The sequence below is a fragment of the Zobellella taiwanensis genome (assembly GCF_003012795.1).
In the GTDB taxonomy this organism is placed as follows: domain Bacteria; phylum Pseudomonadota; class Gammaproteobacteria; order Enterobacterales; family Aeromonadaceae; genus Oceanimonas; species Oceanimonas taiwanensis.
The window spans coordinates 32,007-57,840 of record NZ_PXYH01000023.1 but is presented as its reverse complement, the minus strand read 5'-3'; the positions used below and the strand labels follow the sequence as shown (position 1 = coordinate 57,840).

Here is a 25,834-nt window from a genome sequence, read left to right as displayed (position 1 = left end):
TGGATTACTCCTGTGCTTCGGCGCGGTGCAGGCGCCACTCGAGATAGGATTTGAAGATCAGGGTGACCACCGCCATCAGGGTCAGCAGGGCGGCGGCGGTAAAGGCGCCGACGGCGTTGTAGTCCTGGTGCAGCAGCTCCACATGCAGCGGCAGGGTGTTGGTTTCGCCGCGAATGCCGCCCGAGACCACGGACACGGCGCCAAACTCGCCCACCGCCCGGGCGTTGGTGAGGATAACGCCGTACAGCAGCGCCCAGCGAATATTGGGCAGGGTGACCTTGCGGAACAGCTGCCAGCCGCTGGCGCCCAGCAACACGGCGGCTTCTTCCGAGTCGGTGCCCTGGCTGCTCATCAGCGGCACCAGTTCGCGCACCACAAAGGGACAGGTGACGAACACCGTCACCATCACAATGCCGGGCCAGGCGAACATCAGCTGCAGGTCGTGGCCGTCGAGCCAGCCGCCCACCGGACCGTTGGAGCCGTACATCAGCAGGTAGAGCAGGCCGGCCACCACCGGCGAGACGGCAAAGGGCACGTCCATCAGGGTCAGCAGCAACTGGCGGCCGGGAAAGCGGAAGCGGGTGACCAGCCAGGCCAGCAGGGTGCCGAACACCAGGTTGATGGGCACGGTAATGGCCGCCACCAGCAGGGTCAGGCCAATGGCGTGCAGCATGTCGGGTTCGTTCAGGTTATCGATCACCCCGCCCACGCCGGCGGCCAGGGCGCCGGCGAAAATGGCGAACAGGGGCACCACCAGCAACAGCAGGGTCAAGGCCACGCCGGTGCCAATCAGCAGCCAGCGGCCCCAGGGGCGGGCGGGTTTGAGCACCAGGCTTTGTTCCATCAGGCATTACCTCGGATACGGCGCATAAAGCGGCTTTGTACCGTGTTGATGGCAAACAGCAGCACGAAGGAGGCGAGCAGCACCACGCTGGCGATGGCGCTCGCGGCGGCGTAGTCGAACTCCTGCAGGCGGATAAAAATCATCAGGGCGGTAATCTCGGTCTGCCAGGGCATGTTGCCGGCAATAAAGATCACCGCGCCAAACTCGCCCAGGCTGCGGGTAAAGGCGAGGGCGGTGCCGGTCACCAGGGCCGGCTTGAGTTCGGGCAGCACCACCCTGGTAAAGGCCTGCCAGGGACTGGCGCCCAGGGTAGCGGCGGCTTCTTCGTATTCCGGGCCCAGGTCTTCCAGCACCGGCTGCACGGTGCGCACCACAAAGGGCACGCTGGTAAACACCATGGCCACCACTATGCCGATCCAGGTGTAGGACACCTTGATGCCCAGCTCCGCCAGCCAGGCGCCGTACCAGCCGTTGGTGGCGAACAGCGAGGCCAGGGTCAGGCCCGCCACCGCCGTGGGCAGGGCGAAGGGCAGATCCATCAGGCCGTCGAGCAGGGCCCGGCCGGGAAAGCGGTAGCGGGTGAGGATCCAGGCCATCAAGAGCCCGAACCCCAGGTTGAACAGGCTGGCCACGGCGGCGGCGCTGAGGGTGACCTTGTAGGTGGCCACCACCCGCGGGTCGGTCACCACCTGCCAGTACTGCTCCCAGCCCATTTGGCTGGTGTTGATCACCAGGCCGGTGAGGGGTAACAGTATGATCAGGCTGACGAACAGCAGGCTGGTGCCCAGGCTCAGGGTAAAGCCCGGCAACACCCGCTTGGTACCCAGCAGCGCCGCCATCGCTTAACGACCCCGGGCCTGCAGCTGATCCAGGCTGCCGCCGTTGGCGAAGTGGTCCTGCATTGCCTGCTCCCAACTGCCGAAGATGTCTTCTACCTTGAACAGTTCGGTGGCGGGGAAGCGATCGGCCACCTCGGCGGCGACGTCCTCGTTGTGTACCCGATAGTAGTAATTGGCCAGGATACGCTGGGCCTCGGGGGTGTAGAGGAATTCCAGGTAGGCCCTGGCGGCGTCGGCGGTGCCGTTGCGTTCCACGTTGCGGTCGATCCAGGTGACCGGGAATTCGGCCAGCACGTCCACCGGCGGCACCACCACCTCAAAGGCCTGGTCCGGATACTGGTTGCGGATATTGTTTACTTCCGACTCGAAGGTGATCAGCACATCGCCGATGCCGCGCTCCACAAAGGTAGTGGTGGCGCCCCGGCCGCCGGTATCGAATACCGCCACCTGTTTGATGAAGTTACCTACCTGTTCGCGGATTTTTTCCTCGTCGCCCTCATGCTGGAGGTGCGCCGCGCCCCAGGCGGCCAGGTAGCTGTAGCGGCCGTTGCCCGAGGTCTTGGGGTTGGGCAGCACCGACTGGACGTCGTCCCGGCCCAGATCTTCCCAGCCCTTGATATTCTTGGGGTTGTCCTTGCGCACCAGGAAGGCCATGGTGGAGAAATAGGGTGAGCTGTCGTTGGGCAGGCGGGCTTTCCAGTCGGCGGGGATCAGGTCGCCTTTCTGGTGCAGCACGTCCACGTCGGTCACCTGGTTGTAGGTCACCACGTCGGCGCGCAGGCCCTGCAGAATGGCCTGGGCCTGGCGGGAAGAGCCGGCGTGAGACTGTTTGATCTCCAGGGTCTCGCCGGTTTGCTCCTGCCAGTGCTTCACAAACACCGGATTGATCTCGGCAAACAGCTCGCGGGCGATGTCGTAGCTGCTGTTGAGCAGTTCCTTGGCCTGGAGCGGCAAGGCGCTCAGGCCGGCGGCAAACAGCACGGAAGCCAGAAGAGATTTACGCATAATTGAACTCCAGGGACAGGATAGGATCTGGTGAGCAGTTTAATATGCGATTGGAGTATTTAAACCATATTTGATAGTCGGTTTTGGAATATATAAGCAAAAGTGGATATATGGTGGCGGATCCGGCCCCGGATCCGCCCGGCCTGCTCAGGAGGCTTTTTCCCCGTCGGCCGCCGGTCGTGCCCGGGGCAGGGCGATGTGTCCGTCCAGCACCAGATGGGCCGTCAGGCCGAACACCACGCCCCACAGGGCCGACGACAGCCCGAACAGCGACAGCCCCGAGGCGGTGACGATAAAGGCGATCAGCGCCGCTTCCCGCCCTTTTGGCTGTTCCAGTGCGGCGGCGAGGTTGCCGCCAATGGCGCCGAGCAACGCCAGGCCGGCCAACACCGCTACAAAGGCCACCGGCAGCGAGGTGAACAGGCTCACTATGGTGCCGGCGAACAGGCCGCCCACCAGGTAGAAAACGCCGTTGAACACTCCGGCCACATAGCGCCGCTTGGGATCCTCGTGGGCGTCCTTGCCGGCGCAGATGGCGGCGGTGATGGCCGCCACCACTATGCTGATACCGCCGAACAGCGCCATGGGCAAAGACGCCAGGCTGGTCACGGCGAGCACCGGCCGGGCCGGCACCCGGTAGCCGGCGCCCTGCAAGATGGCCATGCCCGGCAGGAACTGGCCGGACAGGCTAACCAGCACCAGCGGCAGCGCCAGGCTCAGGGTGGCGGCCAGCGACCATTCCGGTTTGATCAGCTGTGGGGTGGCCAGCTCCCAGCGCAGGCCGGCCAGGGAGGCCCCTTCCAGCGCCACCGCCAGTCCAATGCCGGTCAGCAGCAACAGGATCAGGCTGTACTTGGGCCAGCAACGGCGGCCCAGCAGATAGGCGCCCAGCATGCCGAGGGCCAGGGCGGGGGAGCCGTCGATGGCGGTGAAGGCGCCCGCCCCGAACTGGAACAGGATGCCGGCCATCATGCCGGCGGCCACGCCCCTGGGAATGGCGCGCACCAGGGCGTCGAAACTGCCGGACAGGCCGATCACCAGGGTGATGGCGGCGGCGGTGAAGTAGGCGCCTACCGCCTCGTTGAGGGACAAGTCGGGAAACAGGGTCACCAGCAGGGCGGTGCCCGGGGCCGACCAGGCGGTGACCACCGGCGCCCTGAGCCAGAACGACAGCACCATGCCGGAGACGGCGGCGCCGAGGGAAATAGCCCATACCCAGGAGGTCATCATCTCCTGGGACACGCCGGCGCTGGCGCCGGCCTGGAAGAAGATGGCGAGTGGCCCGGCGTAGGACACCAGCACCGCCAGAAAGCCGGCGGCCACCGCCGGCAGCGACAGATCGCGCAGAAAAGAGGTCATATCCGGCTCCTGTGAAAACAAGAGAAAATAGTATGGCCCCGGCACAAGGCCGGGGCCAGGGTTATCGCCGCCAGGGTTTAGCCCTGGGTCGCCGCACCGGCCTCGGCGGCGGGCTGGCGGGCGCCAACGCGCCGGCCCACCAGGGCGATGGCGACGGTGGCGATGGCGCCGGGAATCGCCAGGGCCAGGAAGTTCATCTGGTGCGGCAGCGCCAGGGCCAGCAGGGTGCCGCCAAGCATGGGGCCGACGATGGCGCCGTTACGGCCGATGCCCGACGCCCAGCCCAGGGCGGTGGAGCGGATGTCGGCCGGGTAGAACTGGGCCACATAGGCATACAGCAGGATCTGCGAGCCGATGGTGGTGGCGCCGGCCACGGCCATCAGGCTGTACAGCAGCCACATGGGGTGGGGGTAGCCGAGCAGCACCAGGGAGGCGGAAGCCAGCATAAAGAAGCTGGCCAGCACCGAGCGCAGCGAGAAGCGATCGGCCAGCCAGCCGCCGCCCACGGCACCGACGATGGCACCGATGTTGAGCACCATCAGGAACATCAGACTGGAGCCCAGCTCGTAACCGGCAGCGGACATCAGCTTGGGCAGCCAGGAGCCCAGGGCATAGACCATCAGCAGGCAGCAGAAGAAGGCGGTCCAGAACATCAGGGTGCTGAGGGTACGGCCGCCGCGCAGCAGCTCCAGCACCGGCGCCTTCTTCACCTCGACCTTGGGCACCACCAGCTCATCCCGGTCGGTGATTTGTTGCTCTGGCGCCACCTTCTGCAGCAGTGCCCGGGCCTCTTCCTGGCGGTTCTGGGCCATCAGGAAGGCGACCGACTCGGGCAGGAATTTGATCATCAGCGGCAGCAGCAGCAGGGGTACTGCGGCCAGGTAGAACATGATCTCCCAGCCGTAGTTGGGCACTATCCAGATGCCCAGGCCGGCGGACATCATGCCGCCCACCGCGTAGCCGCTGAACATCAGCGCCACCAGGGTGCTGCGGTTTCGCTTGGGCGAGTATTCGCTCATCAGCGACACCACATTGGGCATGACGCCGCCGATGCCGAGGCCGGCGATAAAGCGCAGCAGGCCGAACTGCCAGGCGTTGCTGGCCAGGCCGTTGAGCACTGTGGTGAGGCTGAACAGCACCACGCACATCAGTATGGTTTTTTTGCGGCCGAGCTTGTCCGACAACATGCCAAAGCCCATGGCGCCGAACATCATGCCAAACAGGGCGCTGCTGCCCAGCAGGCCGGCCACATAGGGGTTGAGCTGCCACTGTTCCATCAGCAGCGGCAACACCACCCCGTAAATGACCAGGTCGTAGCCGTCGAAAATGATAATCAGGGTACACCAGAACAACACCCTCCAGTGGAAAGGGGTAAAGCTGGCGTTGTCTATGGTCTGGTTTACATCTATTTGTCTCATCGGGTATTACTCCGTATTTTTCCTTAATCCAGGAGTCGGATTGGCCCCTGCGGGCAAAAAAAAGGCTACCCATCCTCGGGCAGCCCTGTTGGTTTATCAGCCGAGATCGCCCCCGGCCACCGGCAGAATGGTGCCGGTGATATAGCTGGCCTCGTCGGAGGCCAGGAACAAAATGGCCGCCGCCTGCTCGTCCAGGGTGCCGTAGCGGTGCATCAGGCTGGTCGATTTGGTCTGCTCGACCAGGGTCTGGTACCACTGCTGCTCCCGTTCGCCCTGGGCCTCGTTGTTGCGCGGGGTCAGCCGGGGCGGCGCCTCGGTGCCGCCGGGAGCGGTGGCGTTGACCCGAATGCCGTGTTCGGCGTATTCAAAGGCCAGGTTGACGGTCATGGCGTTGACCCCGCCCTTGGCGGCGCCGTAGGGCACCCGCATCAGGCCGCGGGTGGCTACCGACGACACATTGACGATGGCGCCGCCCTGCTGCGCCACCATATGGGGCAGCACCGCCCGGCAGCACCACAGGGTGGGGAACAGGGAGCGCTGGATTTCCTTCTGGATCTGCTCCGGGCTGTAGTGCTCGTAAGGCTGGGCCCAGATGGTGCCGCCTACGTTGTTGACCAGCACATCGATGCGGCCGAACCGCTCATGGGCTTTGGTCATCAGGGTCTCGGCCCCGTCCCAGGTTTCCAGATCGGCCTGCACCGCCAGGGTCTCGGCGCCCTGTTGGGTCAGCTCCGCCGCCAGCTCATGCACGTAATCCGCCAGGTCCGCCAGCACCAGGCGGGCGCCTTCCGCCGCCGCCCGCTCGGCCACCCGCCGGCCTATGCCCTGAGCGGCGCCGGTAATCACCATCACCTTGCCGGTGAAGCGGGCACTCATGCCACCTGCTCCGAGACGGCCGCCACGCTGGGGCTGAACTTCTCGTAGTGGAAGGACGTGGGCTGGATGCCCTGCTCCCGGAAGTAACCCAGCACCGCGTCCACCATGGGGGGCGGCCCGCACAGGTAGACGTCCACCTCACCGTGCTGGATGGGGGCATCTTCCATGTGGTTGGTGACATAGCCCTTGCGCGGGTGGGCGCTGTCGGGGCTGGCCACCACCGTCTTGAAGCTGAAGTTGTCGATCTCGGCGGCGAAGCGCTCCAGCGCCTCGACCCCGACCAGGTCGTCGTCGTTGGTCACGCCGTAGATCAGGTGCACCGGCTGGTCGCAGCCCTTGGCCCTGAGATCTTCCAGCATCGCCAGGAAGGGCGCCAGGCCGGTACCGCCGGCCAGCATCAGCACCGGGCGCGCCACCGGACGCAGATAGAACACGCCCATGGGACCGGTCAGGCTCAGCCGGTCGCCGGCCAGGGCCTGGCCCACCAGCCAGGAGCTCATCAGGCCGCCCGGTACGTTGCGGATCAAAAAGCTCAGCTCCCGGCTGCCCGGGCGCGAGCTGAAGGAGTAGGCGCGGCTTTCCTCGCTGCCCGGTACCTTGATGTTGACGTACTGGCCCGGCAGGAAGGGAATGTCCTGGTCCGCGCTCACCTTAAGTTCGATGGCGGTGGGGGAGATCAGATTCACCTCCGCCAGGGTACCGCCAAACTCCGCCTGGCCGGTCTTGCACAGGGTGGAGGCGGCGGGAATGTCCACCACACAGTCGCTGGAGGGCACCATCTGGCAGGTGAGCACCTTGCCCTCGGCCACTTCCTCATCGGTGAGCGCCTCGTCGATGTATTCGTCGCCCAGGTCGAAGCTGCCCTGGCGGCAGCTGCCCTTGCAGGTGCCGCAGACGCCGTCGGAGCAGTCCATGGGCAGCTTGATTTGGTTGCGGTAGGCCGCGTCCAGCACGGTTTCGCCTTCGTTGCAGCGGATGAAGCGGGTGACGCCGTCTTCGAAATTGAGGGCTATGTTGTAGCTCATGATGCTCTCCCTACTCATTACAGGTGATAGATATCAATCACCTGATTGATGTAGTCGTTGTTCAGGATGATCTTCTTCTCGGTGATCACCGGCTGCTCACCGCGGGTGTCCAGGGTGTAGAAGGAGGTGCCGAAAAAACTCTGGGTCTGGTTGTAGCGGTGGCTGTTGGTCTGCCAGTTGAAGCGCAGCTTCACGGTGTCGCCTTCCCGCTCCAGGATCTCCAGGTTGGTGGTCAGGTGGGTGGTGCGCGGCTCGGGCAAGGAGCTTGCGCCGGAGCGCTCGGTCTTGATGCGGTAGACGCGGTCTTCCAGGCCCTTACGGTTGGGGTAATAGATGAGCGAGATTTCCCGCTGGGGATCCTCGGTCAGCTGGTCTTCGTCGTCCCATGCGGGCATCCAGTACACTACCTCTTCGTGGTAGCACTGCAGCCATTCGTCCCACTGGCGGTCGTCCAGCAGGCGGGCTTCCCGGTGAATAAAGGCCTGGATGTGTTCAAAGCTCATGCTCATGCGGAAGCCTCCTGTTCGGTGATGGAGATCAGGCGGGCGCGCTCGGTTTCGACCGCCTGCAGCATTTCTTTTACCCAGTGCTGGTGGTGGGTGACGTACAGCCCTTCGTCTTCCGGCTTGGCGCCGCTCAGCAGGGGCTTGAGACCGATGCGCTCGGCGCCGGCGTCCGGGCCGTCAATCCAGTGGGCGGCGCCCCGGCTCATGTCGTTCCACTTCAGGCCGCTGGCCTCGTAGCCCTGCTGGCAGGCGCGGAATTCTTCCAGGTCGTCCGGGGTCCCCATGCCGCTGACATTGAAGAAGTCTTCGTACTGGCGGATGCGCTTGGCGCGGTCGGCGGCCGGCTCGTTCTTCGGCGCCCAGCAGTAGATGGTGATCTCGGTCTTGTTGACGGAGATGGGGCGCAGCACCCGGATCTGGGTGGAGAACTGATCCATCAGGTAGACGTTGGGGTACAGACACAGGTTCTTGGTGGTGTTGACGATGGCGTCGGCCCGGGCCTCGCCCACTTTTTCCTGCAGCCGCTGCAGGTGGTTGTACACCGGGCGTACCTGGGGGTTGGTCAGCCGGGTCCACAGCATCATGTGGCCGTTGTCGAAGGAATAGAAGCCGCCCTCGTTGGACCAGCTCTTGGCGTCCACCGCCTCGGTGCCGCCCTTCTCGTAGTTGCGCTGGCTCATGGTGGACAGGTAGTTCCAGTGCACCGTGCCCACGTGGTAGCCGTCGGCGCCGTTTTCGGCGGTCAGCTTCCAGTTGCCTTCATAGGTATAGGTGGAGCTGCCGCGCAGCACTTCCAGGCCGTCTTCCGCCTGATCGACGATGTTGTCGATGATCTTGGTGGTTTCGCCCAGGTATTCCTGCAACGGCTGCACGTCGGCGCTGAGGCTGCCGAACAGAAAGCCGCGGTAGGATTCGAACTTCGGCAACTGCTTGAGATCGTGGGAGCCGTCGGTACTGAAGCTGTCCGGGTAGCCGCCCTTCTTCTGATCCCGGGCCTTCAGCAGCTGGCCGTCGTTCTTGAAGGTCCAGCCGTGGAAGGGGCAGGTGAAGGAGGTCTTGTTGCCGCGCTTTTTACGGCACAGGGTGGCACCCCGGTGGGAGCAGGTGTTGAGCAGGGCGCGCAGCTCGCCGTCCTTGGTGCGGGTGATCACCACCGGCTGGCGGCCGACAGTAGTGGTGAAGTAGTCACCGGGATTTTCCACCTGGCTTTCGTGGGCCAGGTAGATCCAGTTGCCTTCGAAGATGTGCTTCATTTCCAGGTCGAACAGTTCCTGGTCGGTGAAAATGCCGCGATCGCAGCGGTAGTGACCGGTTTGCGGATCTGCTTCTACCGCATGGCGGATTTTATTCTCGAGTCGATCAAGCTGGCGTGTCATCTGTGTCACTCCATGTGATGCCGTTGTCGGGCGTGAGTCTTCCCGGGCCGCCCCGCTGGGGGCGGCCGGCAATCTCTTGGTTTGATGGGAATTAAACGGTTCAGGCTTCCAGGGCGCGCTTGCGTTCGTGGCGCTGCTGGTGCTCGGGTTTGTCGGAGACGACCAGCTGAATGTTGAATTCCACCTTGGTGAACGGTTTGTTCAGGCCGTATTGCTCGGCGGCGGCGGCGTCTTCAATGCGCACCGCGTCACACACCAACTCTTCGCGGGTGGCGAAGGCGAAATCGTCGTAGGTGTACTCGTCACCGGCCAGGTTGATCTGGGTGGTCAGGTGCTTGTAGCCGGGCTGAGACACAAAGTAGTGAATATGCGCCGGGCGACGACCGTGACGGCCGAGCTGGTTGAGCAGGGCCTGGGTGGAGCCTTCGGGCGGGCAGCCGTAACCGGACGGAATGATGCTCTGGGCGGTGTAGCGGCCTTCGGCATCGGTCAGGATGCTGCGACGCAGGTTGTACTCGCTTTGAGACTTGTCGAAGTAGGAGTAGCCGCCCTTGAGGTCGGCGTGCCAGATTTCAACCAGGGTGTTGGGCAGCGGCTTGCCGTTTTCGTCGGTGACCACACCGGTGAGGATCATGGTTTCGCCATCCTGAGTGCCGTCGTCCATGCGGGCGAAGCCCTCGGATACCGGGGCGCCGGCCACGTAAAGGGGGCCTTCGATGGTACGCGGAGTACCGCCGGCCAGGCCGGCCTGCTCGTCCTCGGCATCCATGCGGATATCCAGGTACTTGTCCATGCCCAGGCCGGGAGCCAGCAGGGCGGCTTCGCCGTTCTTGCCCAGGTCGTTGATGTAGTAGACGGCGTTCCAGAATTCTTCGGGCGTGATGTCGAGATCTTCAATGATCTGGAAGACATCGTGCATCACACGGTGAACGATGGTTTTTACCCGCTCGTTGCCGCCGGTCTGGTTCAGGCCGGCTACTTTTTCCAGCAGTTCTTTGACTTCCTGGGTGTGCATGGTCTTGACGGACATTGCCTTGCTCCTTGCGTTGTTATTTGGTCGTAGGGGTACAGAGTGTTGAATCAGCGGTCATCCTGATGGATGGAGGACGGATGCCGGCACAGGGGCGCGACACTGATGTCCATATAGGGAAACAGCGGCAGGGCGCTTATCAGGTCCTGCAGCTCGGCATTGTCGGCCACGTCGAAAATGCTGACGTTGGCGTAGCTGCCGGCCACCCGCCACAGGTGGCGCCATTTGCCCTGAGCCTGCAGCTCCTGGGCGTAGGCCTTCTCCCGGGCCTTGATCTCGGCGGCCACTTCGGCGGGCATGTCGTGAGGAATATTTACCTTCATTTCAACTTTGAACAGCATGTCTTGTTCTCCTGTGAATGTGTCGGCGCGGCCTTAACGGCGGCGATAGCGGGCCAGTTGCTCTTCGTCGATCTCGATGCCGAGACCCGGGCCTTCGGGTAGGGTGACGCCGTTGTTATTGAAGTTCAGCGGGGTGACCACAATGTCGTCCTTCATCAGCAGCGGGCCGAACATCTCGGTACCGACGTGCAGTTTTTCCAGGGTGGCCCAGGCGTGCAGGGCGGCCGCTGTGCCTATGGTGCCTTCCAGCAGGGTGCCGCCGTAGAGGCCGATACCGGCGGCGCTGGCCACGTTGGCCACCTTGAGCGCCTGCAGCGGGCCACCGGCCTTGGCGATTTTGAGCGCCACAGAGCCGGAGAAGCCGGCGGCGGCCAGGGTGAACATGTCGGTGGCATCGGCCACGGACTCGTCCGCCAGAATGGGCAGGTGGAACTTTTGCGACAGCCGTACCAGGGCGCCGAAGTCCTTCATCGGGGTGGGTTGTTCCACCAGATCGATGCCGGCGGCCTGCAGTTCGGCCATGCCCCGGGCAGCGGTGCTTTCATCCCAGGCCTGGTTGACGTCGACCCGCACGCTGGCGCTGTCGCCCACGGCGGCCTTGATCGCCGCCACATGGCGCACGTCGTCCATCAGCGGGCGGGAGCCGATTTTGAGCTTGAAGTCGCAGTGGCGCCGGGCGGCAATCAGGCTTTTGGCCTCGTCGATGTCCCGGGCGGTGTCGCCGCTGGCCAGGGTCCAGAGCACCGGAATATGTTGGTGCACGGCGCCGCCGAGCAGCTGGTGCAGGGGCTGGTTCAGGCGCTTGCCCAGCAGGTCGAGCAGGGCGGTTTCAATGGCGGACTTGGCCAGGTTGTTGCCGCGGGTGGCCCGGTTGAGCCTTACCCTTAGGGTATTGATTTCATCCGCCGGCTGGTTCAGCAGCAGGGGCGCGAAGTAGGTGTCTATGGTCAGCTTGACGCTTTCGGGGCTTTCCGGGCCGTAGGCCAGGCCGCCGATGGTGGTGGCTTCGCCCAGTCCTTCCAGCCCTTCGCTGTCCTTGATGCGCACGATAACCATAGTCTGTACGCCCATGGTGGTCATGGAAAGCTTGTGCGGACGTATGGTCGGGATGTCGACCAGAATGGCTTCGATGGACTGGATGCTAGCTGACATGTAACCTCTGAACTTAGGGTGATAATCCTGTGTTGCAGTGAAGTTACATTGTTAAAGTTATACCCACCAATATTGATTAAGTTGCAACAAATACCCTGGAGGTATGGATGGAGCTGAGACACCTGCGCTATTTCATCGCGGTGGCGGAGGAGCTGAACCTGACCCGGGCGGCCCAGCGGCTGTTCATCGCCCAGCCGCCCCTGACCCGGCAGATCAAGCAACTGGAGGAGGAACTGGAGGTTCAGTTGTTTATCCGCAAGGCGCGGGGACTGGAGCTGACCCAGGGAGGGCTGTACTTTCTGCAGCAGGCCCGCACCATCATGGAGCGGCTCGACGCCAGCATAGAGGGCACCCGGCAGATCGCCCAGCTGCGCAAAACCGTGTTCGCCATCGGCTTTGTGCCCTCGGTGTTTTTCGGCCAGCTGCCCTTTATGGTGCGCCGGCTGCGGCGCAACAAGAACCTGGAAATTGTGTTGCACGAACTCAAGACCCAGGAGCAGGTTGAGGCGCTCAAAAGCGGCAAGATCGACATCGGCTTCGGCCGGGTGCACATCGAGGACCCGGACGTGGAGCAGGAAGTGCTGTTCAACGAGCCGCTGATCGCGGCCCTGCCCGCGTCCCATCCCCTGACCTGCCAGTCGCCCACCATGGCGGAGCTGGCAGAGGTGCCCATGGTGGCCTTTCCCGCCGGCTCAGGCCCCAACTTTGCCGACATTGCCCAGGGGCTGTTTCACCGCCGGGGCCTGAAAGTGCAGGTGATCCAGCAGGTTAACGATCTGCAGACGGCGCTGTCGCTGGTGGCCTCGGACATGGGCTTTGCCCTGGTGCCCGAGCAGGTGCACAAGCTGAAGCGGGAAGGGGTAGAGTTTGTGCCGGTGGGGGACGAAAAGCTCACCATACCGGTGATCGCCTCCCGCCGCCGGGGCGAGAACCCCAATGCGGCGATGCGGCTGGTTAACACCATACTGGCGGAGCTGGTGGAAAACCGGCTGACCGGGCGTTATCCCTGAGAGCCTGTTTACGCTCCTTGTGAAGCTTGTCTGTCGGCGACACGGGCGTACAGGATACCAACTCGTTTCGTTGTACGGACGGGCATAGGGCAACCGAATGGGGCGCGGGCGGCTCGCCCGCATGGGTGTTACGCCTGAGGTTGAGGCGTTGCCTCCGGGCCGGAGGTTCCCGCTGCGCGCAAAAGCAGGCGGGCCGCCTGCGCTCCACGAGCAAAGGTGCACATCGCAAACGACGATGCTTATCTGTCAGCTAAAGGGGCAGAGGTCGCCCCGCCTGGCAGCCCGAGCTTCTGGCAAACCGCCCTCAGCCCTGCAGGCTTTCCCGGATCAGCCGGGCCTTGTCCTGCAGTAGCGGCAGGAAGCGGCCGGTGAGGGTGCTCATATCTACCCGGGCGGCGTTGGTGCTGATGTTGATGGCGCCGAGCAACTGTCCCCGCTGATCGAAAGCCGGCACCGCCACCGAGCGCAGGCCCGAATCCAGCTCCTGATCCACAATGGCGTAGCCCTGGCGGCGCACCTGCTCGATGGCCCGGCGCAGTTCCGCCTTGTCGGTAATGCTGTGTTCGGTGTGGGCCTGCAGCGATACCCGTGCCAGGCAGGCGGCCAGCTCGGCCTCGGGCAACTGGGCCAGCAGCACCCGGCCCATGGAGGTGTAGGCGGCGGGCAGCCGGGTGCCCACCGACAGGCGAATGGCCATCAGCCGGTGCTCGGCGGCGGAGCGGGCGATATAGACCACGTCGTCGCCGTCGAGCACGCCCAGGGAGGTGGACTCGCCGATTTCCCGGGTGATCTCCTCCAGGTAGTGCTGGATCACCACCCGGTAAGGGTTGGCGGCCAGAAAGGCGTTGCCCAGCTGCAGCACCCTCGGGGTCAGGGCGAAGTGGCGCTGTTGTTTGTCGAGGTAGCCCAGGGCGTGCAGGGTGAGTAGAAAGCGGCGGGCCTTGGCCCTGTCCATGCCGGTTTTGGCCGCCACCTCGCTCAGGGTCATGCGCGGGTGCTGCTGGTCGAAGGCCTGCAATACTTCCAGGCCGCTGGCCAGGGCTGCCACGAAGTCCCGGCTGTCGGGGCTGAGCCTGTCGTCTGTGATCATCATCTTCTCGCTGTTGCTGTCCCGGATTGGCTGCCGCTCATGGTAGCAAAAAGGGGGGCAAAAAGTTCGCATAACGAACCCTTGTTACTTTCCCTTCCGTTTCCACATCTTGATGAATAAAAAATAACCTTTTTATTTTCAGTTGGTTAATTGTTATTTCAAAAAAATGACAGGCACAGGGGTTTGCCAGCTCCGGTAAATGGGTGTAAATATGTTCGCATTGCAAACCCAAGTTCGCAATGCGAACTTTAAATTCACCCAGGGAGGCGATACCCATGGCCCAATTCATGAGCCTGCACGACGCGGTCGCTCGTTACCTCCAGGACGGCGACACCGTCGCCATGGAGGGTTTTACCCACCTGATCCCCTTTGCGGCGGGTCATGAAATTATCCGTCAGGAAAAGCGCCGGCTGACGCTGATCCGCATGACTCCGGATATCCTCTACGACCAGCTGATCGGCGCCGGTTGTGCCGAGCGGCTGATCTTCTCCTGGGGCGGCAACCCCGGCGTGGGCTCCCTGCACCGGCTGCGCGACGCGGTGGAAAAGGGCTGGCCCAGCAAGCTGGAGATTTTTGAGCACAGCCACGCCGCCATGGCCTGCGCCTATGAAGCGGGCGCCGCCGGCCTGCCGCTGGCGGTGCTGCGCGGCTACATCGGCAGCGACCTGCCCAAGGTGAACCCGCAGATCCGCTTTATCGAGTGCCCCTTCACCGGCGAACGGCTGGCGGCGGTACCGGCGGTGCGGCCCGATGTGAGCATCATCCATGCCCAGCGCGCCGACCGGCAGGGCAATGTGCTGGTGTCCGGCATCGTGGGCGTGCAGAAGGAAGCGGTGCTGGCGGCCAAGCACAGCATCGTTACCGTGGAAGAAATCGTCGACGACCTGCAGGCCGACCCCAATGCCTGTGTGATCCCGGGCTGGGCCATCGACGCCATCGCCGAGGTGAAAGGGGGCGCGGCGCCGTCCTACGCCCACGGCTACTATCCGAGAAACAACAGCTTCTACAAGGAATGGGACGCGATCTCCCGGAATCGTGACACCTTCAACCAGTGGCTGGATAAAAACGTATACCACGCAGGAGGGCAGGCATAATGACGCTCGAATACACCTCTTCCGAAATGATGACGGTCACCGCCGCCCGCGCCCTGAGCAACGGCATGACCTGCTTTGTGGGCATCGGCCTGCCCAGCGAGGCGGCCAACCTGGCCCGCCTGACCCACGCCCCCGAAGTGGTGCTGATCTATGAATCCGGCACCCTGCAAACCAAGCCCGACATCCTGCCCCTGTCCATCGGCGACGGTGAGCTGTGCGAGCAGGCGCTGACTACAGTGGCGGTGCCCGAGATGTTCCGCTACTGGCTGCAGGGCGGCCATATCGACGTGGGCTTTCTGGGTACTGCCCAGATTGACCGCTACGCCAACCTCAACACCACCCTGATCGGCGACTACCAGGCGCCCAAGGTGCGCTTGCCCGGCGGCGGCGGTGCCCCCGAAATCGCCTCCAACGCCAAGGAAGTGTTTATCACCCTCAAGCACTCGCCGCGGGCCTTTGTGGAGGCGGTGGACTTTATTACCACCCTGGGCTACGGCCGGGATGGCAAGGGCCGCGACGGCGTGCCCAACATCGGCCGGGGCCCGACCAAGGTGATCACCGATCTGTGCGTCATGGCCCCCGATGCCGAGACCAAGGAGCTGGTGGTGACCTCGCTGCATCCGGGCGTGACCCGTGAGCAGGTGAGCGAGGCCACCGGCTGGCCGGTCCGCTTTGCCGACGAGCTGGCGCTGACCCCCGAGCCTTCTGCCGAGGAGCTGGAAATACTGCGCTCGCTCAAGGCCAGAACCGCCGAACACCATGCCAAGCCGGTTGCCCAGGGAGATGCCCAATGAAGCCCGTTTATCTGTGCCATCCCCGCCGCACCGCCATCGGTCGCTTCGGCGGCACCCTGGCGGCGGTCCGCCCCGACGACCTGGCCGCCCAGGTGTTCAAGGCCGTGCTGGCCGAGGCGCCGGAACTGGATCCGGCGGCCATCGACGAAGTCATCATGGGCTGCGCCAACCAGGCCGGCGAAGACAACCGCAACGTGGCGCGCATGTCGTCCCTGCTGGCGGGCCTGCCGGTGAGCGTGCCCGGCACCACCATTAACCGGCTGTGCGGCTCGGGTATGGATGCAGTTGGCACCGCCGTGCGTGCCGTCAAGGCCGGCGAGCTGGATCTGGTGCTGGCTGGCGGCGTGGAGTCCATGTCCCGCGCCCCCTTCGTGATGGGCAAAGCCGACACCGCCTTCAGCCGCACCCAGGCCATTGAAGACACCACCATCGGCTGGCGCTTTATCAACCCGCTGATGAAGGCCCAGTACGGCGTTGACTCCATGCCGGAAACCGCAGAAAACGTGGCCGAGCAGTTCAATATCTCCCGGGAAGATCAGGACGCTTTTGCCGCCCGTTCTCAGCAGAAGGCCGCTGAATCACAGAAAAATGGCCGCTTTTCCGAGGAAATCGTGCCGGTGGAAATTCCCCGCCGCAAGCAGGAGCCGCTGATCTTCGCCGACGACGAGCACCTGCGCCCGGACACCACGGCCGAGAAACTGGCCAGGCTGCCGACGCCTTTCCGGGCCGGTGGCAGCATCACCGCCGGTAACGCCTCCGGGGTGAACGACGGTGCCGCCGCCATGCTGATCGCCAGCGAGGAAGCGGTGCAGCGCCACGGCCTCAAGCCCATGGCCCGCGTGCTGGGCATGGCCACCGGTGGCGTTGAGCCGCGCATCATGGGCATTGGCCCGGTGCCGGCGGTGCGCAAGTTGCTGGAACAGCACAACCTGACCATGGACGACATCGACCTGTTCGAGTTCAACGAGGCCTTCGCCGCCCAGGCCCTGGCCTGCATGCGCGAGCTGGGGCTGAAGGACGACGACGCCCGGGTCAACCCCAACGGCGGCGCCATCGCCCTGGGTCACCCGCTCGGCATGTCCGGCGCCCGCCTGCTGCAAACCGCCGCCCACGAGCTGCACCGGCAGAACAAGCGCCTGGCCCTGTGCACCATGTGCGTGGGCGTGGGCCAGGGTATTGCTACCCTGATTGAGCGGGTTTAAGGTCGAATTCAGGGGTGCGCCGGAGCGCGGGCGGCTCGCCCGCAATTTGCCGCGCAGCGGCAACCTGAGCCTGCCGAACGCCGGCCCAGGCCGGCGTTCCCTTAACTATTTGTTGGAGGCTGAATGTTTTTTCTGAACATCAATGGCCGCGCCGTCGGCTACCGCCTGCTGGGCGATGCCGCACTGCCGCTGGTGGTGCTGGCCCATCCCCTGGGCATGAGCCAGGCGGTGTGGGACGACCTGCTGCCGGCCCTGTTGCCCCATTACCGGGTGCTGAGCTGGGATCTGCCCGGCCATGGCAGCAGCGCCGCCTGGAAGGGCGAACGTATTACCCCCGCCGATCTGGCGGCGGAAGCCCTGGCTCTGGTCGAGGTGGCTGGTGGCGGGCGTTTCCACTTTGCCGGCACCTCCATTGGCGGGGTGATTGGCCAGCAACTGCTGAGTGCCAACGCCGAGCGCCTGCTGTCCGCCACCCTCACCAACACCGGGGCGGTGATCGGCACCGCCGAGGCCTGGCAAGCCCGCGCCAGAGCGGTTCGGGAACTGGGCCTGGCCACCATGGCGGTGGACATAGTGCCGCGCTGGTTTGGCCCCGCCGCCTGCCAGGCCCAGCCCGCCCTGCTGGCCGGCTGGAACACCATCATGGGCCGGAATGACGCCAACAGCTACGCCCTGCTGTGCGAGATGCTGGGTGAGGCCGACTTCCGCGCGCAACTGCAGGGCCATGGCGTGCCCCTGCTGCTGGTGGGCGGCAGCGACGACGTGGCCACCCCGCCCGAATCGCTGCGCGCCCTGGCCCAATGCAGCGGCGCCGGCGAGCCGGTGATCCTGGAGCAGGTAGGCCATGTGCCCTCGGTGGAATGCCCGGCGGTGTTCGCCGAACTGCTGGTAAAACGTGTGAGCTAACCCTCAGCGAGGGCGCCCCTGCCCGCAGGGGCGCCTGTCGTCATCTACTCCAATACTCCTGTCTTCAGCAACCCCAGCCCGAAACCGGCAAGAGATAACTCGCCATGAACTCTTACGAAGCTAGTTTTGTTCGCACACCCCACCCGGAATCCCATACCAAAACGGCGCTGATCGCCGCCATCTGTACCCTGACCATACTGCTTGGCGCACTCTCCATCCGGCTGGGCGGTGAAGATGGCGTGGCACTGACGCTGTCTTTGTCGGGGGTGCTGCTGGCCCTGGCGGCGGCTTGCCTGGCCCTGAAGTTGCCGGCGCGCATGGTCGACCAACCGGTAGCGGAGCCCGTTGTGGCTAAAACGCCGCCTGTGCTGCCACCCGCGGCCGAACCCGAGCCCGTGAAAATAGCCCACCCAGTACCCGCTCCGGTCTACCATCAACACCTGCTGGAACAGCTCGACCAACTGGGCGCCAATGCCGGGCTGATCCTGGAAGAAATGGCCCAGGCCGGCGTTCTGGCCCGGCAATCCGGCAGCAAGGTGGCCGAGACCGCCCACCGCATCCGCGCCTCGGAGGCCGCGATCCGCTCACTCGCCGGTGATATGGAGAATATCGATCGGGTCTTCAGTCAGTTACAGGATCAGTCCGCCGAGATCGGCGCCATCGTGGGCAATATTCAGGACATCGCCAAACAGACCAACCTGCTGGCCCTCAATGCCTCCATCGAAGCAGCCCGGGCGGGGGAGCATGGCCGGGGTTTTGCGGTGGTGGCGGACGAGGTGCGCAACCTGTCCCGCCGGGTGAACCAGTCCAGCGAACAAATTCGGGACATTGCCGAAAACCTGGGGCATTCCGCTACCAGGGCCCGCACCGGGCTGGAAAATATCGACCAGTCCCGTGGTACCTGTTTGCAGGAGGCCAGCCAGGCCCTGGCGGCGATTGATGACATCCAGGCGGGCGCACAGACCCGCATGGAGATTGTTCAGCAGGTCACCCAACGGGTGGGCCACCAGCAGTCGCTGGTGGCGGAGGTGCTGGCGGACATGGCCGGCGCGTAGTAGATGTTGTTTATCGGTTGACACCCGTCGGCAAAGCATTGTTACTGAGGCTAAACCAACCGGATGCCGGCCAAGGAACGAACAAGACGATGCCAAACCAACAGATCCAGATTTTCACCAGTGCCGACGGGCAAGCGCAACTGGAAGTGGCGCTGGAGCAGGAGACGGTGTGGCTGAATCAGGCGCAGATGTGCGAGCTGTTTGGCCGCGATCAGTCAGTGATTTCCCGCCACATTCGCAATGTGTTCAAGGAGGGCGAGCTGCCCGAGGAAAGCAATATGCAAAAAATGCATATTGCTGGCTCAGACAAGCCGGTCTCTCGTTACTCACTGGATGTCATCATATCTGTGGGCTACCGGGTAAAGTCCCAGCGCGGCGTCCAGTTCCGCCAGTGGGCTACCCAGGTGCTGAAAGACCACTTGGTTCAGGGCTACACCCTTAACCGGCGCCGCCTGGCGGAGCGGGGCATCGAGTTCGAGCAGGCGATGAATTTGCTCAGCCGCACCCTGAGCAATCAGGGGCTGGTATCACCGGAGGGGGCCGCGGTGGCGGGCGTGATCAGCGACTATGCCCGCTCCTGGAGCCTGCTGCAGGGCTACGACGAGCAGCAACTGGCGGAAATCGGTATCAAACAACCGGATATGAGCCCGCTGGAGCTGGACGAAGCCTTGGCCGCCATCGGCGAACTCAAGCAGACCCTGATCGCCAAGGGCGAGGCGACCGAGCTGTTTGGCAGGGTGCGGGGTGATGGCCTGGCCTCGGCGCTGGCCACCATAGAGCAGGGCTTTGGCGATGAGCTGTTCTATCCCAACGTGGCCAGCCGGGGCGCCCATTTGTTGTACTTTGTGATCAAGAATCATCCCCTGGCAGACGGCAACAAGCGCTGCGGTTCCTTCCTCTTTTTGTGGTACCTGCGCCGTAATGCGGCATTGTTGGCCCGGCCGGTGGAGCAACTGATTAACGACAACACCCTGGTGGCCCTGGCGCTGCTGGTAGCGGAAAGCCTGCCGGATCAGAAAGCCCTGATGATCCGGTTAATCGAGCATTTTATCCTGCTCAAGGAGCCGGCCGGGGATAAGGGCTGATGAATGACCGGAGAGCAACAGTGGCTGGCCTGGTATGTCGCTGCTGCTGGAGTTGATGGGCTGAGGTGCGGCTGGTATTTCTGAAATTTGCCAGCCTTTTGCTCAAAAACTGAAAGGGCCTGTGATTACAGGCCCTTTCAGTAACGTTTGCAGTTAGGTGTTCAAAAAAGCTGGCCATGTAGGCCAGCAAACCCAGGTGAAAACTCTTACTCGCGTTCAAATAGCATGGAAATTCCCTGGCCTCCGCCGATACACATGGTGATGATGCCGGTATTGGCGTTTCTACGCTCCATCTCATACATCAGCTTGACTGTAAGAATAGTGCCCGTTGCCCCCACTGGATGGCCAAGAGCGATTGCGCCACCATTGACGTTCACCCGCTGTTCATCGAGCTGTAGATCTTTCATGACCGCCAGCGCTTGAGCGGCGAAAGCTTCGTTGATTTCATAAAGATCAACTTGATTGGCTTCTAGGTTGAATTTCTTAAGCAGCTTTTTGGTCGCAGGTGCGGGACCAAATCCCATGATTTCGGCTTCACAACCGGCTACCGACCAGCCTCGGATGGTCAGGCGAGGTGTCAGGCCAAGTTCCAGAGCCTTGGCGCGCTTCATCAGCACCACGGCGGCTGCGCCGTCATTGATGCCGGAGGCGTTGGCTGCCGTCACACTGCCGCCTTCCTTGAATACCGGACGCAGGCTGGCGAGTTTTTCACGATCAACGGCCCTGGGATGCTCATCCGTTTCGAACAACCTGGTTTCCTTACGGCCAGTCTTAATTTCTACCGGTATAATTTCGTCTTTGAACAAGCCGCTCTCTATTGCTTGTGCCGCTTTGAGCTGGCTGGATACGGCAAAATCATCCATCTCCTCACGGCTGATATCGAACCGTTCAGCCACATTTTCGGCGGTCATGCCGTTGTGGTAGGGGCCTTCCGGCCAGGTCAGGATGGAAATCAACCCGTCTTCGAGGGTGCCGTGGCCCATGTTGTAGCCGTAACGACCTTTGCGTACATAGAAAGGCAACTGGGTCATGTTTTCTGTACCACAGGCCACTACGATGTCGGCCTGACCAGTCTGGATCTGCATCATGCCGTCAGCCACTGCCTGCAGTCCGGAGCCGCATTGTCTGTTAACGGAATAGGCGGTGGTTTCTTTGGGTAAGCCAGCCCTCAGCTGGCAAATACGGCCAATAAATCCACTTTCGGCTACCTGTCCCACATTGCCCACTATCACTTCATTGACCATGGCCGGTTCTATCCCGGCGCGCAAAACGGCCTCACGGATGGTAATAGCACCCAGATCATGCTGGTGTACATCTTTAAGGCTGCCACCCAGTGTACCAATCGCTGTCCTGGCACCACTGACAATGACGATATCGTCGTTATTTTTCATGTTTACTCCTGAAAACGGTGATAAATGATTCGTTAACTACTTTCCAAAGAAGAACTCTGGAAGCCAGAGGGTCAGCGCCGGAAATATATTTACCAAGAGCAATACCAGCAGTAATGGTGGTAGGAAGGTTGCCGTATACTTTGTGACCTTTTCGACTGGCGTATTGGAGACACTGCTCAGTACGAAAAGGACGGTGCCAAAAGGCGGGGTCAGTGTGCCGATGATCAGGTTAAGGACCACAATAATACCCAGTTGAATGGGGTCCATGCCAAAACCAATGGTCAAGATCGGCAGAATAATAGGAACCAGCAGGTTGATCGCAGCCACGGTTTCCATGAACAAGCCGACCAGTAGCAACAAAACATTGAGGGCTAATAGGATCAGCAAATAATTTTCTGTGGTTGAAAGTATCAGTTGAGAGATGGTTTGTGGTACTTCCTTGCTGGTTAGTATCCAGGCAAACAGGTTGGCTGAGGCCACAATTAAAAGTACCTGTACGGATGTCACAACTGAGCTCATGACTGATGCCTTGAACGAGGCATAGCTGAAGTCTTTGTAAATAACACTCAAGATAATGGCGTAGCTGCAGGCAATGGCTGCGGATTCAGTCGGGCTAAATATACCGGAAAAGATACCACCGAGGATGATCACCGGCGCCATAAGAGACGGAAGGGCACGTACAAAGGCAACCCAAATTGCTTTACGGCTGGCCTTTTTTTCATCCGGACATTTCAGTCGCTCGCTGAATAGATAGATCATCACCATTAATGACAATGCCATCAGAAAGCCGGGAACAATGCCTGCAGCGAACAGGCGTTCAATGGATTGGGATGAGGCTATGGCATAGACAATAATCGCCATGCTGGGAGGGATGATTGGGCCAATAATAGAGGAGGCAGCTGTTACCCCAATTGAAACCCGCTCACCATATCCTTTAGCTCGCATGGCTTTGATGGTTGAAGCCCCAAGACCACCGGCATCTGCGACGGCGGCTCCGGACATGCCAGCAAAAATAACACTGGAGGCCACATTGACATGTGCTAGGCCGCCACGGATATGGCCCACGCATACGGCAGCAAACTCAAAGATCCTATGTGTGATACCACCGCTATTCATCAGATTACCGGCAAAGATGAAAAATGGAATGGCCAAGAAGGTAAATGAGTTTACACCAGCAACCATCCGCTGTATCGCCGTAGTTTCTGACAGTGACGGGTCTAAGAACACGTAAATAACAGAGGCCGCGCCGATGGAAAATGCAACCGGTATACCTAGCAGCATAAACAGAAAGAGCAATCCTATTAATATTAACATCGCTCAGCCCCTCTTTTTAAATATGTTGTATGTTTTTATTAATGAAATCAATATTATTAAAACACCGGATACAGGAACAATCATGTACAGATAGGATTGACTGATGTTAAGCGACGGGCTGCTAAAGAATTTGAGTCGATCTGAGAAGATATAACCATAATAAGATAGAAAACCTGCAAAAAAGATGATGATCGATAACTTCAACAGCTCAAGAGCAGCAATTACCCTTGGGTTGAGTTTTTTGCATAGATAATTCCAGAACGCATCCACCTTGATATGCTGATCTGTTCTGAATAGATAGACAGTACCCAGGAATGTCAGCCATACCAAGGCATATCTGCTAAATTCAATTGGCCAATCAAGCGCTTGAGAAGAGAGCTCTCGGGTGACAATATTTATCATCATCACTATGAAAATCAGTGCAAATATTATGGCAGGGAGTGCCGTTTCTATTTTTTTATAGATGTTTATCATATCACCCTCTGACTTGGTTTGACATATTGGGAGAGCTCCATGGTTGGCTGGTGAATAACATAGCCCCTCAAGATTGATGAGGGGCTTTTTCCAGCTGTATATTGTCTCTCTGACAATTTTTAATTATTTTATTTTGGCGATTTCGGTATAGAGATCCCCATATTCTGACCAGTTATCTTTGTAATTGTCGGACATGAATTTTGTTTTTTCACGGAAGGCGTCGCGATCTACGTTGACAATATTAACACCTTTTTCCTTGAAAAATTCTATCGCTTTTTCATCATCCTTTTCAACCAGGTCTGCAGTATACCGACCCATGTTTTTAAACACATCTAGCACAGTTTCTTTATCTTGACTGCTTAACGATTGCAGAGAGTTATCGTTTATTACATAATGAACGGCAGTAATTACATGACCAGTCAGGCTTAGGTTATTGCCAACTTCATAGAATTTCATGGCCTTGATCGAGCCGAGGGGGTTTTCTAGGCCATCGACCATATTCTGTCTCATGGCTAAATAGGCTTCGGAGTAAGGAACAGGGGTAGGGTTACTACCCATGGCTTTGGCATAGGCTACGGTAATGGCCTGTTCAGGTACGCGCAGCTTGAAATCGCTGAAGTCATCAGGGTTGGTCACTGGCTTATTGCCAATGACATGGCGAACTCCCCAGGTACTGGAGCCTACTATATGGGCATTAAACTGTTGGCGAAAGTCTTCGAATATCTTACCTGCAGACTCACTTTCGAAGAAACGCATTAAATGTTCATTATCCCTGAATATATATGGCATTTCAGTTATAATGATGGGCTTGAAAATATTACCAAGCTGTCCTGAACCGACTTCAACAATATCTACACCGCCTACAATAACCTGTTCAAGCAGTTCTTGCTCTGAGCCAAGTGAGCCAGATGGAAAGATCTTTATCTCTACCCGACCTTCAGTCTTATCTGAAACTCTGCGGGCAGCTTCTTCTGCACTCTTGTGCCAAGGATGGTTAACATCATATACATGCCCCAGTTTCAGCGTTTCTGCATAGGAGTAACTGGAGACTAGTGCGAGAAGGGTAGAGGCGATAATTGTCTTGTTCATAATCAAATATTCCTTTTTGTCGAAGCTCGATTGAAAGTACTAGCCATTAAATTCTCTCCAAGCCGGTCCGCATTCAAATAGCTCGTTGTTTACCAAGCCAGGTACTTATATTAACAGAGTCTGTCACTAAAAATTTGAACAAGTGCACGGTTACAAAATTGAAACATAAAACTACCTTTGTGCAAATACACAAGGCGAAATGTAACAACCTGGCTGGCAGAGCAATCCGGCGACAGGGATACCACCCAGTAAAACGGCGTTGCAATCCTTCACCCGGAGGTGACTCCGGGCGATGATGAGGACAGTTGTGTATTTTGACAGCTATGAGCGTCGAAAGAAGCCGACAGCTGTAAGAGTGAGTCTCATTTGGCAGCAGGCATGCTCAGCTGATGCTTTCGATCCACAGGTTCCGTCTGGGGTGTTCTTTTCTGTAGCAGTGGATGGCGATGGTCAGTTGGAGAAGATCCATAAATTGTAAAGGGTCGAGCTGGGTGATTTTCTTGATGCTTGATAAACGGTAAGAAAGGGTGTTCCTGTGAATGCCTAACTGGGCAGCAGTCTTACCCATTTCTGCATTGTTCTCGATAAATAGGTCCAGGGTTTCAATAAGCTGTGCTCCCTGAGCGTGCCCGGTCAGGTTATTGGTGATTCTATTAAAAAAACTTGCCAGATAGCTGGTTTCAAGTTCCTTCAAGAGACACAAGACTGCCATATCATTAAATCGATAGATTCTCTTTGCACTATCTACTTTCACTCCCACATCGATGACTGAACGAGAAAAGATGATCGACTCTCTGATATCCAGTGGTGAATCGGCATTAATGCCCACACCGATCTTAAAACTGCTTAATTGGCTTGAAATAGCCAGTTCTGCTTTATCTATAATAGTAGGTATCGAGGCATCGGCAGGGGGAAGCAGCAGTACTTCATTATGATTTATCAGGATGATCCTGTCTGTGTCAATCGTGGAGGAGAGCTTACTCAGTAAAGAGTCGATGACTTCTCCCACCATCAGAGTGCGAGTGTCTGTTTTGATAATGATAGGTACGGTAGCGGAAAGCAATATATTGCTGACTTCATTGATTTTATCAAGTGCCGACAAGCCTCTCTCGTGGTCTCCAAATTCAATAAATTCATTGACTAAACTGTCATTTACTCTTTTTTTCCAGTTTGCAGTATTTATCTCATGTGCTTGTTTTAACAGCAGTTCGGCTGTGAGAATGGCCAGCTCTGAGTAACGGGCGATGATGACCGGGTTGCCACTAATGCCGATTACAACAGCAACCTCATCTCCTATCATGATCGGATGATTAATACCTGGTTCCGTATTTTCATAGCGGGCGGCATCCGCATCATCATTGATAGTGATCCGTACGCCTCTTTTGATGCTCTCAATGGCGGCACCGTGTTTCAGACCAACCCGCTTGTGGTTGCCAGATGCGATGATAATGCCGTTGTTATCCATAACGTTAACATTGTGATGAATAATGGCCATGGATCTTTTGGCGATTTCATTAGCCAATTCGGTATTGATTTTCATAAGTACAGCCTGTTGATAG

At 60.0% G+C, this 25,834-nt stretch carries 26 protein-coding genes; 7 read left to right on the top strand and 19 right to left on the bottom strand.

What is annotated here, in order from left to right:
* Nucleotides 1–4 precede the first annotated feature (4 nt).
* The 12 genes from cysW to C7I36_RS14380 form a co-directional block, all read right to left on the bottom strand.
* Nucleotides 5–844 carry a sulfate/thiosulfate ABC transporter permease CysW gene (gene cysW / locus C7I36_RS14435; protein WP_106454398.1) on the bottom strand — a complete coding sequence of 280 codons (840 nt, stop codon included), beginning with the start codon at nt 842–844 and terminating at the stop codon, nt 5–7.
* The gene (cysT, locus tag C7I36_RS14430) at nt 844–1,683 is read right to left on the bottom strand and encodes a sulfate/thiosulfate ABC transporter permease CysT (RefSeq protein WP_106454397.1); all 840 of its coding nucleotides are present in this window, start codon (nt 1,681–1,683) and stop codon (nt 844–846) included. Before cysT ends, cysW begins: the two co-directional genes overlap by 1 nt.
* 3 nt (nt 1,684–1,686) lie before the next feature.
* Nucleotides 1,687–2,688, bottom strand: coding sequence for a thiosulfate ABC transporter substrate-binding protein CysP (gene cysP, locus C7I36_RS14425; protein WP_106454396.1), 1,002 nt, complete (start codon nt 2,686–2,688; stop codon nt 1,687–1,689).
* 147 nt (nt 2,689–2,835) lie between these two features.
* Nucleotides 2,836–4,047, bottom strand: coding sequence for a benzoate/H(+) symporter BenE family transporter (locus C7I36_RS14420; protein WP_106454395.1), 1,212 nt, complete (start codon nt 4,045–4,047; stop codon nt 2,836–2,838).
* Between the two features lie 77 nt (nt 4,048–4,124).
* Nucleotides 4,125–5,465, bottom strand: a complete 1,341-nt coding sequence (locus tag C7I36_RS14415; protein WP_106454394.1) for an MFS transporter — start codon at nt 5,463–5,465, stop codon at nt 4,125–4,127.
* A gap of 96 nt (nt 5,466–5,561) precedes the next feature.
* Nucleotides 5,562–6,341: a benzoate diol dehydrogenase BenD gene (gene benD / locus C7I36_RS14410; RefSeq protein WP_106454393.1), complete on the bottom strand. Its 780-nt coding sequence runs from the start codon at nt 6,339–6,341 to the stop codon at nt 5,562–5,564.
* Nucleotides 6,338–7,366 (bottom strand): benzoate 1,2-dioxygenase electron transfer component BenC, encoded by a 1,029-nt coding sequence (benC, locus tag C7I36_RS14405; protein WP_106454392.1) that lies wholly within the window; start codon nt 7,364–7,366, stop codon nt 6,338–6,340. The genes benD and benC overlap by 4 nt, the downstream gene beginning before the upstream one ends.
* A 17-nt stretch (nt 7,367–7,383) precedes the next feature.
* On the bottom strand, nt 7,384–7,875 hold the full coding sequence (gene benB, locus C7I36_RS14400) for a benzoate 1,2-dioxygenase small subunit (protein ID WP_106454391.1): 492 nt from the start codon (nt 7,873–7,875) through the stop codon (nt 7,384–7,386).
* Nucleotides 7,872–9,248, bottom strand: a complete 1,377-nt coding sequence (locus tag C7I36_RS14395) for a Rieske 2Fe-2S domain-containing protein (RefSeq protein WP_106454390.1) — start codon at nt 9,246–9,248, stop codon at nt 7,872–7,874. The genes benB and C7I36_RS14395 overlap by 4 nt, the downstream gene beginning before the upstream one ends.
* Nucleotides 9,249–9,348: 100 nt before the next feature.
* On the bottom strand, nt 9,349–10,278 hold the full coding sequence (catA, locus tag C7I36_RS14390; RefSeq protein WP_106454389.1) for a catechol 1,2-dioxygenase: 930 nt from the start codon (nt 10,276–10,278) through the stop codon (nt 9,349–9,351).
* A 50-nt stretch (nt 10,279–10,328) separates the two neighbouring features.
* Complete coding sequence (catC, locus tag C7I36_RS14385) at nt 10,329–10,619, bottom strand: muconolactone Delta-isomerase (RefSeq protein ID WP_014290843.1); 291 nt, start codon at nt 10,617–10,619, stop codon at nt 10,329–10,331.
* Between the two features lie 33 nt (nt 10,620–10,652).
* Nucleotides 10,653–11,771 carry a muconate/chloromuconate family cycloisomerase gene (locus C7I36_RS14380; RefSeq protein ID WP_106454388.1) on the bottom strand — a complete coding sequence of 373 codons (1,119 nt, stop codon included), beginning with the start codon at nt 11,769–11,771 and terminating at the stop codon, nt 10,653–10,655.
* Between the two features lie 107 nt (nt 11,772–11,878).
* Here C7I36_RS14380 and C7I36_RS14375 point away from each other — a divergent pair, with 107 nt between their 5' ends.
* Nucleotides 11,879–12,781 carry a LysR family transcriptional regulator gene (locus C7I36_RS14375; protein ID WP_106454387.1) on the top strand — a complete coding sequence of 301 codons (903 nt, stop codon included), beginning with the start codon at nt 11,879–11,881 and terminating at the stop codon, nt 12,779–12,781.
* Nucleotides 12,782–13,085: 304 nt separating this feature from the next.
* Here C7I36_RS14375 and C7I36_RS14370 read toward each other — a convergent pair whose 3' ends face one another.
* The gene (locus C7I36_RS14370) at nt 13,086–13,874 is read right to left on the bottom strand and encodes an IclR family transcriptional regulator domain-containing protein (protein ID WP_106454386.1); all 789 of its coding nucleotides are present in this window, start codon (nt 13,872–13,874) and stop codon (nt 13,086–13,088) included.
* A gap of 34 nt (nt 13,875–13,908) precedes the next feature.
* On the bottom strand, nt 13,909–14,148 hold the full coding sequence (locus C7I36_RS17325) for a hypothetical protein (protein WP_146137342.1): 240 nt from the start codon (nt 14,146–14,148) through the stop codon (nt 13,909–13,911).
* Here C7I36_RS17325 and C7I36_RS14365 point away from each other — a divergent pair.
* The 6 genes from C7I36_RS14365 to C7I36_RS14340 all read left to right on the top strand — a co-directional run bounded on the left by C7I36_RS14365 (nt 14,147) and on the right by C7I36_RS14340 (nt 20,007).
* Complete coding sequence (locus tag C7I36_RS14365; protein ID WP_106454385.1) at nt 14,147–14,965, top strand: CoA transferase subunit A; 819 nt, start codon at nt 14,147–14,149, stop codon at nt 14,963–14,965. The genes C7I36_RS17325 and C7I36_RS14365 overlap by 2 nt on opposite strands.
* Nucleotides 14,965–15,759: a CoA-transferase subunit beta gene (locus C7I36_RS14360; RefSeq protein WP_106454384.1), complete on the top strand. Its 795-nt coding sequence runs from the start codon at nt 14,965–14,967 to the stop codon at nt 15,757–15,759. The genes C7I36_RS14365 and C7I36_RS14360 overlap by 1 nt, the downstream gene beginning before the upstream one ends.
* A complete protein-coding gene (gene pcaF, locus C7I36_RS14355; RefSeq protein WP_106454383.1) occupies nt 15,756–16,961 on the top strand; it encodes a 3-oxoadipyl-CoA thiolase in 1,206 nt (401 codons plus the stop codon). Before C7I36_RS14360 ends, pcaF begins: the two co-directional genes overlap by 4 nt.
* Before the next feature lie 123 nt (nt 16,962–17,084).
* Nucleotides 17,085–17,867, top strand: a complete 783-nt coding sequence (locus C7I36_RS14350) for an alpha/beta fold hydrolase (protein WP_106454382.1) — start codon at nt 17,085–17,087, stop codon at nt 17,865–17,867.
* Between the two features lie 104 nt (nt 17,868–17,971).
* Entirely contained in the window at nt 17,972–18,922 is a 951-nt protein-coding gene (locus C7I36_RS17890) for a methyl-accepting chemotaxis protein (protein WP_106454381.1), read from the top strand.
* An 89-nt stretch (nt 18,923–19,011) separates the two neighbouring features.
* The gene (locus tag C7I36_RS14340; RefSeq protein WP_106454380.1) at nt 19,012–20,007 is read left to right on the top strand and encodes a virulence RhuM family protein/type II toxin-antitoxin system death-on-curing family toxin; all 996 of its coding nucleotides are present in this window, start codon (nt 19,012–19,014) and stop codon (nt 20,005–20,007) included.
* Nucleotides 20,008–20,213: 206 nt separating this feature from the next.
* Here the strand turns inward: C7I36_RS14340 and C7I36_RS14335 are convergent, their stop codons facing one another.
* The 5 genes from C7I36_RS14335 to C7I36_RS14315 form a co-directional block, all read right to left on the bottom strand.
* A complete protein-coding gene (locus C7I36_RS14335; RefSeq protein ID WP_106454379.1) occupies nt 20,214–21,398 on the bottom strand; it encodes a thiolase family protein in 1,185 nt (394 codons plus the stop codon).
* Nucleotides 21,399–21,434: 36 nt separating this feature from the next.
* Nucleotides 21,435–22,712, bottom strand: a complete 1,278-nt coding sequence (locus C7I36_RS14330; RefSeq protein ID WP_106454378.1) for a TRAP transporter large permease — start codon at nt 22,710–22,712, stop codon at nt 21,435–21,437.
* 3 nt (nt 22,713–22,715) lie between these two features.
* Entirely contained in the window at nt 22,716–23,186 is a 471-nt protein-coding gene (locus C7I36_RS14325; RefSeq protein WP_106454377.1) for a TRAP transporter small permease, read from the bottom strand.
* A 123-nt stretch (nt 23,187–23,309) separates the two neighbouring features.
* Nucleotides 23,310–24,275, bottom strand: coding sequence for a DctP family TRAP transporter solute-binding subunit (locus C7I36_RS14320; protein WP_106454376.1), 966 nt, complete (start codon nt 24,273–24,275; stop codon nt 23,310–23,312).
* Nucleotides 24,276–24,657: 382 nt separating this feature from the next.
* Nucleotides 24,658–25,815: a CdaR family transcriptional regulator gene (locus C7I36_RS14315; RefSeq protein ID WP_106454375.1), complete on the bottom strand. Its 1,158-nt coding sequence runs from the start codon at nt 25,813–25,815 to the stop codon at nt 24,658–24,660.
* Between the last annotated feature and the right edge of the window lie 19 nt (nt 25,816–25,834).

Coding starts and splice junctions, on each gene's coding strand:
- cysW (WP_106454398.1), bottom strand. CDS start 844: ATGGAACAAAGCCTGGTGCTCAAACCCGCCCGCCCCTGGGGCCGCTGG.
- cysT (WP_106454397.1), bottom strand. CDS start 1,683: ATGGCGGCGCTGCTGGGTACCAAGCGGGTGTTGCCGGGCTTTACCCTG.
- cysP (WP_106454396.1), bottom strand. CDS start 2,688: ATGCGTAAATCTCTTCTGGCTTCCGTGCTGTTTGCCGCCGGCCTGAGC.
- C7I36_RS14420 (WP_106454395.1), bottom strand. CDS start 4,047: ATGACCTCTTTTCTGCGCGATCTGTCGCTGCCGGCGGTGGCCGCCGGC.
- C7I36_RS14415 (WP_106454394.1), bottom strand. CDS start 5,465: ATGAGACAAATAGATGTAAACCAGACCATAGACAACGCCAGCTTTACC.
- benD (WP_106454393.1), bottom strand. CDS start 6,341: ATGAGTGCCCGCTTCACCGGCAAGGTGATGGTGATTACCGGCGCCGCT.
- benC (WP_106454392.1), bottom strand. CDS start 7,366: ATGAGCTACAACATAGCCCTCAATTTCGAAGACGGCGTCACCCGCTTC.
- benB (WP_106454391.1), bottom strand. CDS start 7,875: ATGAGCATGAGCTTTGAACACATCCAGGCCTTTATTCACCGGGAAGCC.
- C7I36_RS14395 (WP_106454390.1), bottom strand. CDS start 9,248: ATGACACGCCAGCTTGATCGACTCGAGAATAAAATCCGCCATGCGGTA.
- catA (WP_106454389.1), bottom strand. CDS start 10,278: ATGTCCGTCAAGACCATGCACACCCAGGAAGTCAAAGAACTGCTGGAA.
- catC (WP_014290843.1), bottom strand. CDS start 10,619: ATGCTGTTCAAAGTTGAAATGAAGGTAAATATTCCTCACGACATGCCC.
- C7I36_RS14380 (WP_106454388.1), bottom strand. CDS start 11,771: ATGTCAGCTAGCATCCAGTCCATCGAAGCCATTCTGGTCGACATCCCG.
- C7I36_RS14375 (WP_106454387.1), top strand. CDS start 11,879: ATGGAGCTGAGACACCTGCGCTATTTCATCGCGGTGGCGGAGGAGCTG.
- C7I36_RS14370 (WP_106454386.1), bottom strand. CDS start 13,874: ATGATGATCACAGACGACAGGCTCAGCCCCGACAGCCGGGACTTCGTG.
- C7I36_RS14365 (WP_106454385.1), top strand. CDS start 14,147: ATGGCCCAATTCATGAGCCTGCACGACGCGGTCGCTCGTTACCTCCAG.
- C7I36_RS17325 (WP_146137342.1), bottom strand. CDS start 14,148: ATGGGTATCGCCTCCCTGGGTGAATTTAAAGTTCGCATTGCGAACTTG.
- C7I36_RS14360 (WP_106454384.1), top strand. CDS start 14,965: ATGACGCTCGAATACACCTCTTCCGAAATGATGACGGTCACCGCCGCC.
- pcaF (WP_106454383.1), top strand. CDS start 15,756: ATGAAGCCCGTTTATCTGTGCCATCCCCGCCGCACCGCCATCGGTCGC.
- C7I36_RS14350 (WP_106454382.1), top strand. CDS start 17,085: ATGTTTTTTCTGAACATCAATGGCCGCGCCGTCGGCTACCGCCTGCTG.
- C7I36_RS17890 (WP_106454381.1), top strand. CDS start 17,972: ATGAACTCTTACGAAGCTAGTTTTGTTCGCACACCCCACCCGGAATCC.
- C7I36_RS14340 (WP_106454380.1), top strand. CDS start 19,012: ATGCCAAACCAACAGATCCAGATTTTCACCAGTGCCGACGGGCAAGCG.
- C7I36_RS14335 (WP_106454379.1), bottom strand. CDS start 21,398: ATGAAAAATAACGACGATATCGTCATTGTCAGTGGTGCCAGGACAGCG.
- C7I36_RS14330 (WP_106454378.1), bottom strand. CDS start 22,712: ATGTTAATATTAATAGGATTGCTCTTTCTGTTTATGCTGCTAGGTATA.
- C7I36_RS14325 (WP_106454377.1), bottom strand. CDS start 23,186: ATGATAAACATCTATAAAAAAATAGAAACGGCACTCCCTGCCATAATA.
- C7I36_RS14320 (WP_106454376.1), bottom strand. CDS start 24,275: ATGAACAAGACAATTATCGCCTCTACCCTTCTCGCACTAGTCTCCAGT.
- C7I36_RS14315 (WP_106454375.1), bottom strand. CDS start 25,815: ATGAAAATCAATACCGAATTGGCTAATGAAATCGCCAAAAGATCCATG.